Genomic DNA, 12,906 nt, shown 5'->3' on the forward strand with positions numbered 1-12,906 from the left:
TACTCTTCAAATTTGTAGAAATACTCTTCACTTTCCAGAATTACTCTTCGGTTTCCAGAATTACTCTCCACTTTTCAGAAATACTCTTCACTTTCGAAAATCACTCTCCGCTTTTCGGACGCTAGTCGCAATTTCCGCCACTCACTTCTTCAAAAGCTTCCCCAGAACTTCCCTCTCAACGTTCCTTAGAGCAACTGCAAATTTTCTGACCAGCTCATCCACTTCTTCCTTTGTAATGGTGAGTGGAGGTGCCAAGATTATCGCATCACCGGTGAGCCCATCTTCTCCCGCATTTGCCGGATAGACGAGAAGTCCTTCTTCAAAATTGGCCTCAACAATTTTATTGACAATGTCCAACCCACGATCAAAAGTTTTTTTAGTCAACTTATTCTCTACAAATTCAACGCCTACAAATAAGCCTTTTCCGCGGACGTCACCGATGATTTCACTTTCCTCTGCCAATTCGCGAATTTTTCCTTTCAAATAAGCTCCGTTCACCGCAGAGTTTTCAACAAGGTTATGCTTCTCGATATAATTCAATACAGCCAGAGATGTTGCGGCAGATTGCGGGTTGGCGCTGAATGTATGTCCACTCATGACAATTTTGGATCCGTTCAGGATTGGCTCCATTACTTTATCGCTGACAACCGCTGCTGCAATTGGTGTATAGCCGGCGCTCATTCCTTTTCCTGTCGCCATGATGTCGGGTATCACATTAAAGTGCTCCATGCCGAACATTTTTCCGGTTCTGCCCACCCCGGTCATGACTTCATCAGCAATGAATAAAATTTCATACCGATCGCAAACGTCTTTCATTTTCAGGAAGTATTCATCTGAAGGAGTCAATGCTCCTCCTGCTGCACCGATCATCGGCTCTGCAATGAATGCAGCGATATGATCTTTCCCGACTCTCAAAATCTCTTTCTCCAATTGTTGCGCATAAAAATCATCACATTCCGTTATCGTTCTATGGCCGGCATCCCTGTAATAATAGGGGGCCGATATAGACGGATAGCTTTCTAGCATCAGTTCAAATCTTTCCCGCCGCTGGATATGCCCCGACATGGATAAAGCCCCCATTGTAATTCCGTGGTAGCTCATCCACCTGGATATGATTTTACTTTTTGTTTTCATACCTTTCTCCTGCCAGTATTGGATGGCTATTTTCATAGCTGTTTCTGTTGCTTCAGAACCGCTATTCACAAAAAAAGACCAGTTTAAATTCCCTGGAGCGATCTCACTGATTTTTTTTGCCAATTGTTCAGCAGCCTCAGTTGTAAACTGTGAGCGGTAAACGAAGGACACTTTCTTAGATTGCTCTGCCATTGCATCAATGATTTCTTGTACACCGTGTCCAATACTGGCTGTCACGGCTCCGGAAGAACCGTCAATATATTGTTTTCCTTGGCTGTCATATAAATAGATTCCTTCACCATGTGTGATGGCTGGGTAATGATGATCCAAAACGGGTTTAATGAGATATGTTCTTGTCATGATATCCACCTCAAGTTTAGTAAGCGTTTATTCCACAAAAATGATAATATGTTTATAAGAAAAGTATAGCCGACGCAAAGATGCGGTTCTATTCGACCAAAATGCAAAAAACTATAGCATTCATTGTACTTTGTGTATAAGAGGGGTTGTTTACAATAGCGATCAGCATTCAAAAAGCACTTCAATTGCCAGTTATGCAAAAAACAAAATTGGCAGCAGGACATAAGGGAATTGAAAACAATATAAAATGGGTCACCATTGTTGAAGTTTTGGAAGACATCGGCCGGCTGCAGCCAGGAGAATTTTTGATTACGACAGGATTTGGAATATCTGAAAACGAGGAACAGCTTGAGGTATTTCATAAGTTGCTAAGGTCTAAACTTCTGTCGGGAATCGCCATCTATACGAGCTTTTATATGAAAGAAATTCCAGCCAGTTTTATTGAGCTGGCCAACGAAAATGATCTGCCGTTGATTGAAATTCCAACTGACATCAATTTTTCGGAAATCACAAAAGCCATGCTCGAACAGATTGTCAATAACCAAATGCATCTGCTGGAACAGGCCGAACATATCCACCGCGAATTAACAAACCTCATATTAAACGACCAAAGTTTAACTGAAGTAACCAAGCGGCTATCACAATTGACAAGTTCACACATTGTCATCTTTAACGAATTTTACGATACGATTTACACAAACGAAGACGAAGGAATGATGTTCAATCAAACCTCTTTCTCTATGAATGGTAATAAAATTGATATCTCCAAATATCTAATATCAAGCCTAAAAAGAGAATCCAAAGTGAACTTTACGTTTGAGAAACACATTTCCACCGTTTATCCGATCATTGCAAAGCAATCGTGTTACGGTTGGATTGTCATGACAAAACAGGAGTCATCATGGCAAGAGCTGGACGACATCGCAATCGAGCAGGCCGCTCCCATCTATGCAATGGAATTTTTAAAAAAGCAGGCGATTGAAGAGACCCAGTTGCGGATCCAGAGTAATTTTCTCGAGGACATTTTCAACAAGAATTATATAAATGATAGAGTCATCATTGACCATGGATTAAAACTTGATTATGACCTTACTTTAAATCAGTCCGTTTTTCACCTGGCTTTCAAACATCCTGAAGATATAGATGCGAATTTGATTGACAGGCTGTACCATTTGACCGATCAGATTCTTGGTCAAAAAAAGAAGCAGCATTTGATTCAAACAAAACTAAATTCCATCATCTTTTTGACGAATGCCACAGGAGAAAACAAGGAGGAAAAGTATAAACATACGATCAACCTTGCTAGGGATTTATTGAAAAATTGGACGTACTATTTTCCAAAGGTGGATTTGATCATAGGAATCGGAAAAGATTACGATCAAGTAAATGATTTGGGTAAAAGTGCCCGAGAGGCGCATTATGCGGTTAAATTAAATGGTCTGATCAGCAAAAATATAAATATTGTCCATTATGAAGATTTAGGAATGTACGATCTTCTGCTGGAAATGGAACGCTCAGGGATTGACTTGACATCCATTTATGAGCAGCATATCAGCGGCCTTCTAAGTGATAAGGACAAAGATATTGATTTGATTGAAACGCTGGACAGTTATTTTAAAAATAACCAAAGCATCCAAAAAGCGGCGCAAGAATTGTATATTCATAGACATACATTGAGATACAGGCTGAATCAGATTGAAATCAGGACGGGGCTGGACATCAAATCCACGGAGGACCTGCTAAAGCTGCAGCTTGGTGTCATGGCGTATAAGTTAGTGCATCTATTGAAAAAAGAGCCGTGATGGCTCTTTTCCCGTTCTTACTTTGAAATGTCTTCTCCAAAGTACTTCTCGCTGATTTCACCGTATTTTCCATTCTCTTTAAGCGTTTCTAAAGCTTTATTTACATCTTCCAACAGTTTTTCATCTTCTTTTCTGATAGCTATTCCCATTTGATCAAGATAAATTGGTTCACCGACTTTTTTGATTTTCAAATCGTTTTCTTTGATTGCATACATTCCGACAAGCTGGTCAGTAATGACAGCATCTAAACGGCCTTTTACCATCAAATCTTGCAGTGCAGTCACGTCACTGTCATAAGTTTTTACATCGTCGGTATATTCTTTTGCATTTTCTTCAAACGTGCTGGATACAACGACGCCGATTCTTTTATCTTTCAAGTCATCAACACTTTTAATAGAGTTATTGTCTTCACTCACGAAGACTTGCGCACCTGATTCATAGTAAGGCTCAGTAAAATTGACTTCCTTCAATCTTTCATCAGTAATCGCCATGCTTCCTATAATCGCATGGAACTTATCCGCTTGCAACGCAGCGATGATCGTTTGCCAAGGGTTCGTGACAGGCTTGGGTTCCATTCCGAGTTCTTCCGCAATGGCTGTTCCAATCTCTACATCGAAACCGACAAGTTTATTATTGTCAGAGTAGTTGAATGGCGGATACAGGCCACTTGATGCAAAAACAAACTCCCCTCCTTTTTTCTCCCCGCTGGCTGCTGTTTCTTTTTCCTTTGACCCACATGCAGCTAAAAAACTCACCAACATCAAACTCATCACTAAAACATAAACTGACTTTTTCAACATGATTCCCCCCCTGTTTTTATAAAACTTTTCCTAAAAACTGTCTGGCTTTCTCACTTTGAGGATTTGTAAAAAATTGCTCAGGAGTACTTTCTTCGGCGATGACTCCGTTATCCAGAAATACAATTCGATCAGCCACCTCCCGTGCAAATCCCATTTCATGAGTTACAACTACCATCGTCATACCTTCCTGGGCAAGTTCCTTCATAACATTCAATACTTCCCCAACCAATTCTGGATCCAGCGCAGAAGTAGGCTCATCAAATAATAAAGCGCGAGGATTCATCGCCAATGAGCGGGCAATCGCCACTCTTTGCTTCTGCCCCCCGGACAGCTTTTCTGGATACACGTGAGCCTTGTCGGCCAGCCCGACTTTTTCCAGCAGCTCCATCCCTTGCTGAATCGCTTCTTCCCTTTCCAACTTCCGGACAATAATCGGTGCTTCGATGATGTTTTCAATCACTGTTTTATGAGGAAACAAATTGAAATGCTGAAACACCATGCCAATATCCTCTCTAACCTTGTTCAGCTTTATATGTACAGGGTCGACTTTCGTATCCTCAAACCAAATTTCCCCTTCGTCCTTTACTTCCAAATAATTTAAGCATCGAAGAAGAGTGCTTTTTCCCGACCCGCTCGCCCCAAGAATGACAACAACTTCCTTACTCTTAACCTCTAAATCTATCCCCTTTAGGACATGCAAATCCTTAAAATATTTATGTAAATTTTTTACTTTTATCATTTTATACTCTCCCTGTGTCCAGCCTTTTTTCAATTTTGTTCGTAATAAGTGTGAAAATGACAATTAGAACCAAGTAATAAATCCCTGCAATCGTATAAAATTCCAATTGTCTGAAGGTCGCGGCTGCCTGACTCATAGAAAGGTTGAATATCTCTGTGATTCCGATGAATGCGACAAGAGATGAGTCTTTCAACCCGATAATGAACTGGTTGCCAAGGGCAGGAATGGAACGCTTGAACGCCTGTGGGAAAATAATCCTTCTCATAGCCTGCTTTTTTGTCATGCCCAATGATTCAGCGGCTTCCATTTGCCCTTTATCAATTGATTGGATGGCTCCCCTGAAAATTTCCGCAATATACGCCCCGCTGTGAATAGCAAGCGCAATGGCCCCCGCCCAAAATGCGGACAACACAACAATCTGCGTTATTCCGAAATACAGCCACATGATTTGAACGATCAGCGGTGTCCCGCGGATAACCCCTATATAAAGATTTGCAATCCAGGAAAGGATCTTCTTATTGGACAGTTTCATCAATGCCACGAACAACCCGATGATGCTCGCCATGATCAGTGAAACAATCGTGATTTGCAGAGTAACCAAAGCGGCGTTCATAAAACCGCTGAAAGTCGAAATTAAACTATCCATAAATTGTCCCATTAGTACAACACCCTTTGCTTTTTTTCAAGACTTCAGAAAGCCCTTACACTAGAATCTATCAACTTAAGCCTAGAACATATTTATATATTAACAATAAGATGACAGCGATTTCATTATCCAATTCATTATAATGTCGGAAGTCTTTTTATACGTGTTGTATAAATGGGATGGATGTAGATGGAAATTGGAAGAAACTTGGAATCATTTTTGGGATCTGTGAAAGTAACTGTGATGAGTTAAGAGTATTTCCTTGATTCTGAAGAGTATCTGGGAAAAAGGGAAGAGTATTTCCTTGGATCTGGAGAGTATCTGGGAAAAGGGAAGAGTATTTCCTTGGATCTGGAGAGTATCTTAGAAAAGGGAAGAGTATTCCTTGATTCTGAAGAGTATCTGGGAAAAGGGAAGAGTATTTCCTTGATTCTGAAGAGTAATTTCTTAAAACTTAAGAGTATTTCCGAAAACTGAAGAGTACTTGAACAAAGTTAAGAGATTCCCAACAACACCGAAGAGATTTTTCCAATAGTCGGGAGGATTCCAAGCGAAAGTTATTCTAGAAAGATCCCTTCTAAAGTCCAAAGTAGGTCAAAACCCCGTAAAATAGAGGATTTTACCGAAATTCGTCGAATTGTTTCATTATAAATCAAATGAGGTGGTTCAATGATTAAAAAGTTCAGGAAAGTCCCTTTAATAATACTAATAATGGAAGCACTATTAAGAAGAATTCATCCAAACCATCCGAGTAAGGCCCAGATTGAGGAGGAATTAAGATTTAGGAAGGCAGGTTACCGCGGGGAGTTGTCCCTTGACTACCATATGTCACAGTTGCCTCAAAACGAACATTTTATCCTCCATGACCTCCGGCTCCCCCTCTGGAATAATACTTTTTTCCAAATAGACTCTCTCCTATTATCGAGACGTTATTTTACAAATTACGAAGTGAAAAACCATTCCGGTACATTGACATTCGAGGAGCAACAGATGCTCCAAACGTATGAAGGACGAACCGAATCTTATCCCAATCCTATTACTCAGGCGGAGAACCAGCAATACCATTTGGAAAATTTGATCAGTAAAAATCTTGATATTGTTCTTCCCGGCACCTCGTTTGTGGTTGTCACGAACCCTTCATCCATTGTCAAATTCGATCCCCAATATGAGCAAATCGCCAGTCAAAAAGTAATACGCGTAGGTGCTATTCGTCAAAATTCCGAGTTGTTTTGGAAAAAACATCAAGAGCACCTCATATCTTACACTGACCTTCAAAAGATTTCCCAGCTCTTAATAAAACTTGATACTCCTTTAAAACCCGATATTTTACAAGAGTTTCGAGTCGATAAATGTGATATTCACCCAGGAGTATATTGTGATAAATGCAAGTGCCTGTCCATGCTAAGGGGGTATGGCACTTGGAAATGCAAAAGATGTGGCTTTACAGATAAAATGGCACACGTTCAGGCTTTGAATGATTACCTTCTATTGATTGGAAATACCATTACAAATTCACAACTCCGCTTTTTTCTACAAATCAACTCCATTACTGTTGCCACCCAGCTGTTAGGATCACTGAATTTGTCCTTTGAAGGAACCTTTAAAGATAGAAAATATCATTTATCATTAGAAGCGTTAAAAAAGTAGGTTTAATAAAAACGAAATGGCAACACGGACGCGAGGTAACACTTTGAAAAAGAGGACAACATTCGTCGAAATCGAGAAAAATCTACAAACGAGGGATACTCTTAAGATTTTTGAAAATACTCTTCGCTTTCCAGAATTACTCTTCGAATTTAGGAGAATACTCTTCGCTTTCCAGGAATACTCTTCAAATTTAGGGAAATACTCTTCTCTTTCGAGGGTTACTCTTCGAATTTAGGAGAATACTCTTCGCTTTCCAGAATTACTCTTCAAATTTAGAGAAATACCCTTCTCTTTCGAGGGTTACTCTTCGAATTTAGGAGAAGGCTCTTCGCTTTCCAGAAATACTCTTCGAATTTAGGAGAAGGCTCTTCGCTTTCCAGAAATACTCTTCGAATTTAGGAGAATACTCTTCGCTTTCCAGAATTACTCTTCGAATTCAGGAGAAGGCTCTTCGCTTTCCAGAATTACTCTTCAAATTTAGGAGAATACTCTTCGCTTTCATGAAATACTCTTGAGATTTTGGATATACTCTTCTCTCTCCAGAGATACTCTTCGAATTTAGGAGAATACTCTTCGCTTTCCAGAATTACTCTTCGAATTTAGGAGAATACTCTTCGCTTTCCAGAAATACTCTTCAAATTTAGGGAAATACCCTTCTCTTTCGAGGGTTACTCTTCGAATTTAGGAGAATACTCTTCGCTTTCCAGGAATACTCTCGGCTTTGAAAAAATTAATAAAGAGATACTTCTGTAAAAACCGAGCCACCAGGTTCTGCTCTCCTATTTTCCGGTGTAATTTGTACTGCTGTCTTTAAGGGGGGATTAGAACAGATACATACTCTTGTATTCGGAGAAAAAGTGAAGAAAATACCTACAGGCCTTTTATGACCAGAGCCTGATTCAATCTCAGGAACACTTGCGAGACCGTCCTCATCATTCAAATGTATTACTTTCTATCGTAGACTTCCTCAATTTTTCCTATATCTGCTCATATCTTCTTCATCTAGTTGAGCCCATGACCTCCCGCTAATGCCTATAAATCAGCGGTAATATTAGATCCGAGCGACCGCTCAACTCACGCAAACTGTATTAATTTTATGAATCGCAAAGTCACAAACCCGTAAGCAACACATCCTGATTAGGTATTATTCTTTCCGGAGTTCTTCACTTGGTAAAATGACGCGCCTGGCCACAGGTGAGTCCAATATAATAGATGTCCTGGTATTGCCGTAAGGGACTAGCCTTTCAATCAACTGCGTTAATTCATCCATTCCATTAAATGCTGCTTTTATATAGTAATGTACATGTCCTGTCGCCTTGTGACATTCAAGGACATCGGGTTCGTGCGCAATCATTTGCTCGAACTCGGTAAGAGATATCCGTATTTCACTTAATTCAATCATGACCAATAACTTTCTTCCAACTGCTGAAGGTGAAACCTGGGCATAAAACCCTTCAATGATGCCTCTTTCTTGAAGCCGCTTTAGTCGTTCTGCCACACTTGGACGGCTGAGGGCCAACTTTTTTGACATTTCGCTGATTGACATCCTACCGTCTGATTGCAGTAACCTGATTAAATTAATATCCACTTGATCCAACTTTCACGCACTCCCTTCAGAATGAACGATATTCGAAGTAAATTTATTCAAAACAAAATTATATAACGCCAAACAACTTCACTTTGGTATATAAATCAACATTAAATTATTCTATTATTATATTCAAGAATTCATTGTTTGAAAAATATAAATTGAGAACTGAAAGACTTAGAGTTGAAGTATTGTCAAAAAAGGTAAATAAGGCTTGTCCTTGTTTGGTTTTGCTTTCCAACCGGAAAGTAAATTGATTCACGAATAATTTTCATAATATTCCAGGAAGAGAGGTTATCATGAACAATACATTTAAAATCATTGTCCTGGCAGGGGCCTTTGTTTCATTTATTCTGGGGGCAGGTACAGCGACAGGGCAAGAAATACTGCAATTTTTTGTATCACATGGCTACTATGGTATTGGTGCTATAGTAATTGCAGCCGTTTTGCATATGTGGTTTGGTGCATATGCAATGGATGTAGGTCTCCGCTTGAAAGCGGAGGACTCAAAAGCTGTTTTCATCTATTTTTGCGGTAAATATCTTGGTACATTCTTCTATTGGTTCTCACAACTTTTCATCCTAGTTGTTTTTGTCGTCATGATTTCCGGAGCAGGTGCAACTGTTTCAGAATACTTTGGTACTGGAATTATAACTGGCAGAGCGATCATGGCCATCCTGGTATTAATCACTGCCTTATTACGGCTAGAAACCATTATTAAAATATTGGGAATAGCTGGACCTATTATAGTCATTTTTGCAGTCATCGTAGGAGCTGGCAGCTTTGATCCGGCAGGTTTTTCACAAGCAGACGAAATGATAAGGGAGCTTAATCTTTCAACTGCAACCAAATACTGGTGGCAATCAGGATTTGTCTACTCTTCCTTTGTTTTACTCGTGGCATTGCCATTCCTGGCCAATCTGGGCAAGGATGAAGTCAGGAGAAAAAATGTGATCATTGGTGGAAATTTGGGCGGATTGATCATGCTAATAGGGGTCTTTGCCATCTATATGGGCATCCTGTCCAACATTGACAAACTCCATACAAAAGATATACCGACTTTATTTCTTGCAGATCAAATCAGTCCTGCTTTGGCACTTTTCTTTTCTATTATCTTACTCATTGCTATTTATACAACCGCAGTGGGTATGCTATGGACTGTTTCAATTCAATTCTCAAAAGGCAGCAAGCTGAAATATAGAATCATCACAATCACCTTAACAATCGTTGGCTTTTTCAGCGGATTATTCCCTTTCGCCAAAATAATAGATTTGGTGTACCCCATTGTTGGATACATCGGTTTAATACTAATGGTGGGAATGCTCTATCGTCAATTTATTAATAAAGGAAAAATTGGAAATTAAGCTTATGATAAGCTAAAGATTAACAAAAATATAACAAAATGAGGGACATATATGAGTAAGTATGCAAAAAAACCAGATTACACAAGAGTAAAACTCGACATGCCTTTTACAGGGATTACCTCTTTTAGAAAGTATCCAATTTGTACAAATCTAGATGAATTAGATGCCGACTTTGCAATTATCGGTGTTCCCAATGACATGACGACAGCATGGCGTTCAGGAGCCCGTATGGGCCCGAGATCCATACGGGAGCAGTCTTCCCTATATGCATTTGGTTCGGGATATGATCATGAAAAAGATATTGTCTACAATAATGACGGCTGGAAAATTGTTGATTGCGGGGACGTCTCCATTATTAATGGAGATGTGGAACAAAGTCATGAAAATGCAGAAGAAGCCATCAGAAAAATCATATCAAAAGGAGCCATCCCCATTGTCATAGGAGGGGACCACTCCGTTACCAATCCGGTTGCATTTGCTTTGGAAGAACGAAAAGAAAAAATTAATGTCGTTCAAATTGATGCTCATTTGGACTGGCTAAAAGACGCTTCGGGCCAACGCTTTACATTGAGCAATCCAATGCGCAGAATGTCAGAAATGGAACACATCAATAAAATGGCACAGCTTGGTATTAGAGGAGTCGGAAGCAGCCAAAAAGAAGACTTTGATGATGCACGTGCCTATGGAAGCACTATTTTATCTCCGAAACAAATAAGGAAAATCGGAATTGAGGAAGCATTAAAAGATATGCCGGAAGGTGAAAAATACTACGTTACCATCGATATTGACGGGTTGGACGCCTCCATTGCTCCCGGAGCCGGCTCACCTTCACCAGGCGGGTTCTATTACGATGAGGTTAGTGAGATTTTAGAGGTTGTGGCGAAGAAAGGAGAAGTGATCGGCTTTGATCTGGTTGAAGTAAATCCATTATACGATCCAACCGGTGTTACTTCTCAAATCGCAGCAAGATTGATCATCGATTTTATCAACTTCATCATTAGAGAAAAACAACTTCATTCGGCGAAATAATTCTTTTAAAGAGAAGTCTATTTTGGACTTCTCTTTTTGTTGTACTTTAACAATTATTCAGTAACATATTGTCTAAAAAATGCTTAGAGCCTGCATTGAAACTCCTGTGTTTCGCAAAGGAAATGAGGCCTTCTTTCGCTTTTATTGGAGATATCTACGATCATAAAGCTGGACATCAATGAAGAGGATTGGTGCCCGTGTTTCCCACTTTTCACTAAATATGGGCATTTTTATTCGGGATTGGTTTCCGTATTTCGATGTGTCCCAACAAAAAGTCTCGGTTGCTCGTCCTTGTAACGACAGCGTTCTACCAGTATATAGCTGTCCGGCAGTCTAAATCCTGCACCCCCTCCTACTGATGGTCAAGTTTCAACTCCCCAACTCCAGCATCTTGTATTTCAATCAACGCTTGCCTAATGATCTGTACCTTAGATATCAATATGGTTAAATGCGCCTTGTTTACATCCATCATATTTTTAAAAGGAATGCTCCATTTCGTTCCCAATCGCAGGTTCAAATAAACAACGAATGCTTTTTCCAGGCAACTTTATCTCCTGCTGAAAAAAATGCAATCATTTGGTTATATGGATGTTCGAACAATTATACTATAGAAGAGTCTCTTAGACTTTGTAATCAAATGCGCCTTGGCGTATTTGCGCCCAGAATTTATCGAGCTCTGCTCGATAAATTTCCTCTTAAAATCTGTGGCATCCGCCGGAGGCTTTGACTTTATTCAGCCGGGGTTTGAACTCCTACTGAATGGAATACCAATATGCATTCATCTCACCACTTGCAGAAGTGGGAGACTTCTGCTGAATCAAGTAAAAATGATCATTGCTAAAGCTTTACCATCCGTTGCAACGAACACTGCTATTCTAGCACTCAACCGCAAATAAGATGTATCGCTACCTCTATTAAGGACTACTTAACCTTACTTTACTATCCCTTAATTTAACTTTTCATTTATTTTCTCTCCTTCCGAAAAAAATAATGATACTGGTACGTCCAGTACAGCAGCAATCAATTCTAACTCAACTGTCGTTATGGGGCGCCTCCCTCTTTCTTTCATACTGTATGCCTGTACAGTAATTCCAAGAGTATTAGCCATCACGGTTTGTTTTACATTTTTAGATCTCCTTATCTCTCTAATTCTCTCATGTAACAAGAAAAGATCACCACCGTCATTAAACGAAAAGTTTAATATATAGCTTTATTTCATATACAAAAAGGACCTTTTTGTTTTTAGCATAACGTTTATTTTACAAAATACAATATGAAGCGGTGAGGTATGATGAGTTTAGGATCTCGTTTAAAAAAAGGAAAGAAGAAACTGGTCACGGTTATATGTAGCTGAAAAGATAGGAATAACCAACGCTGTTTTTCCCAACTACAAACGGGACTATCGTGATCCTGACACTGAAACCTTAAAAAACTAGCTTTACTATAAGAAGTGAAAACAGATTATTTACTTGGCATTACCGATAACCCCATAGCCTATAAAAAATAGGGGACATTTCCAGTCATGACTAAGGACCCTGAGCTTGAACGGTGGCACAAGAAAATATCGATATCTGATGAAGTGAATGTTCATAAACGGAGGCAAATGTGGGAGATTAATTAAAGTAAGGGAACCGATGAATAACCGATTTTACCAAAATCGGCAACAATAAAGTCCTTACGGTTGGGGGACAGGCAGGTTCCTGCCCCAATCCAATTGTAAAGGATTCCCCCTTTAATCTTTTAACTCCACAGCTGTCCGTTTCCGATTTCGTCATTCTCTTTGCAATTTTTGTCCCA

12 protein-coding genes are annotated in these 12,906 nt (G+C 39.6%); 4 read left to right on the forward strand and 8 right to left on the reverse strand.

Translation table 11 applies throughout. The features are described from left to right. Nucleotides 1-141: 141 nt before the first annotated feature. Nucleotides 142-1,494 (reverse strand): aspartate aminotransferase family protein, encoded by a 1,353-nt coding sequence (locus C509_RS0117270; RefSeq protein WP_018708188.1) that lies wholly within the window; start codon nt 1,492-1,494, stop codon nt 142-144. A 185-nt stretch (nt 1,495-1,679) separates the two neighbouring features. Here C509_RS0117270 and C509_RS0117275 point away from each other — a divergent pair, with 185 nt between their 5' ends. Beyond that, nucleotides 1,680-3,296, forward strand: a complete 1,617-nt coding sequence (locus C509_RS0117275; RefSeq protein ID WP_281168087.1) for a PucR family transcriptional regulator — start codon at nt 1,680-1,682, stop codon at nt 3,294-3,296. 17 nt (nt 3,297-3,313) lie between these two features. Here C509_RS0117275 and C509_RS0117280 read toward each other — a convergent pair whose 3' ends face one another. The 3 genes from C509_RS0117280 to C509_RS0117290 are packed head-to-tail and all read right to left on the reverse strand — an operon-like array spanning nt 3,314 to nt 5,481. Further along, nucleotides 3,314-4,093 carry an ABC transporter substrate-binding protein gene (locus C509_RS0117280; protein ID WP_026319938.1) on the reverse strand — a complete coding sequence of 260 codons (780 nt, stop codon included), beginning with the start codon at nt 4,091-4,093 and terminating at the stop codon, nt 3,314-3,316. A gap of 19 nt (nt 4,094-4,112) precedes the next feature. After that, nucleotides 4,113-4,835, reverse strand: coding sequence for an amino acid ABC transporter ATP-binding protein (locus C509_RS0117285; RefSeq protein WP_018708191.1), 723 nt, complete (start codon nt 4,833-4,835; stop codon nt 4,113-4,115). Nucleotide 4,836: 1 nt separating this feature from the next. Beyond that, nucleotides 4,837-5,481 (reverse strand): amino acid ABC transporter permease, encoded by a 645-nt coding sequence (locus tag C509_RS0117290; RefSeq protein WP_342664527.1) that lies wholly within the window; start codon nt 5,479-5,481, stop codon nt 4,837-4,839. Nucleotides 5,482-6,192: 711 nt separating this feature from the next. On the opposite strand from C509_RS0117290, the gene C509_RS0117300 reads away from it, so the two are divergent. Further along, entirely contained in the window at nt 6,193-7,128 is a 936-nt protein-coding gene (locus C509_RS0117300; protein WP_169509244.1) for a nuclease-related domain-containing protein, read from the forward strand. Between the two features lie 1,144 nt (nt 7,129-8,272). Here C509_RS0117300 and C509_RS0117305 read toward each other — a convergent pair. Beyond that, a complete protein-coding gene (locus C509_RS0117305; protein WP_018708195.1) occupies nt 8,273-8,725 on the reverse strand; it encodes an Lrp/AsnC family transcriptional regulator in 453 nt (150 codons plus the stop codon). Between the two features lie 290 nt (nt 8,726-9,015). On the opposite strand from C509_RS0117305, the gene C509_RS0117310 reads away from it, so the two are divergent. Continuing rightward, complete coding sequence (locus C509_RS0117310; protein WP_018708196.1) at nt 9,016-10,080, forward strand: YkvI family membrane protein; 1,065 nt, start codon at nt 9,016-9,018, stop codon at nt 10,078-10,080. A 51-nt stretch (nt 10,081-10,131) separates the two neighbouring features. Then, the gene (gene speB, locus C509_RS0117315) at nt 10,132-11,109 is read left to right on the forward strand and encodes an agmatinase (protein ID WP_018708197.1); all 978 of its coding nucleotides are present in this window, start codon (nt 10,132-10,134) and stop codon (nt 11,107-11,109) included. Between the two features lie 352 nt (nt 11,110-11,461). Here speB and C509_RS26585 read toward each other — a convergent pair whose 3' ends face one another. The 3 genes from C509_RS26585 to C509_RS26765 all read right to left on the reverse strand — a co-directional run bounded on the left by C509_RS26585 (nt 11,462) and on the right by C509_RS26765 (nt 12,884). Continuing rightward, on the reverse strand, nt 11,462-11,614 hold the full coding sequence (locus C509_RS26585; protein ID WP_211214287.1) for a hypothetical protein: 153 nt from the start codon (nt 11,612-11,614) through the stop codon (nt 11,462-11,464). A gap of 441 nt (nt 11,615-12,055) precedes the next feature. Next, nucleotides 12,056-12,274, reverse strand: a complete 219-nt coding sequence (locus C509_RS0117325; protein ID WP_026319939.1) for a helix-turn-helix domain-containing protein — start codon at nt 12,272-12,274, stop codon at nt 12,056-12,058. Nucleotides 12,275-12,722: 448 nt separating this feature from the next. Next, the gene (locus tag C509_RS26765; RefSeq protein WP_211214288.1) at nt 12,723-12,884 is read right to left on the reverse strand and encodes a hypothetical protein; all 162 of its coding nucleotides are present in this window, start codon (nt 12,882-12,884) and stop codon (nt 12,723-12,725) included. Nucleotides 12,885-12,906 lie beyond the last annotated feature (22 nt).

The organism is Siminovitchia fordii DSM 16014 = CIP 108821 (assembly GCF_000374565.1).
GTDB classification, from domain to species: Bacteria; Bacillota; Bacilli; order Bacillales; family Bacillaceae_C; genus Siminovitchia; species Siminovitchia fordii.

What these genes read in the sequence shown, in the direction of transcription:
- C509_RS0117270 (WP_018708188.1), bottom strand. Translation starts at nt 1,494, where the DNA reads ATGACAAGAACATATCTCATTAAACCCGTTTTGGATCATCATTACCCA.
- C509_RS0117310 (WP_018708196.1), top strand. Translation starts at nt 9,016, where the DNA reads ATGAACAATACATTTAAAATCATTGTCCTGGCAGGGGCCTTTGTTTCA.
- C509_RS0117300 (WP_169509244.1), top strand. Translation starts at nt 6,193, where the DNA reads ATGGAAGCACTATTAAGAAGAATTCATCCAAACCATCCGAGTAAGGCC.
- C509_RS0117285 (WP_018708191.1), bottom strand. Translation starts at nt 4,835, where the DNA reads ATGATAAAAGTAAAAAATTTACATAAATATTTTAAGGATTTGCATGTC.
- speB (WP_018708197.1), top strand. Translation starts at nt 10,132, where the DNA reads ATGAGTAAGTATGCAAAAAAACCAGATTACACAAGAGTAAAACTCGAC.
- C509_RS0117290 (WP_342664527.1), bottom strand. Translation starts at nt 5,481, where the DNA reads ATGGATAGTTTAATTTCGACTTTCAGCGGTTTTATGAACGCCGCTTTG.
- C509_RS26765 (WP_211214288.1), bottom strand. Translation starts at nt 12,884, where the DNA reads ATGACGAAATCGGAAACGGACAGCTGTGGAGTTAAAAGATTAAAGGGG.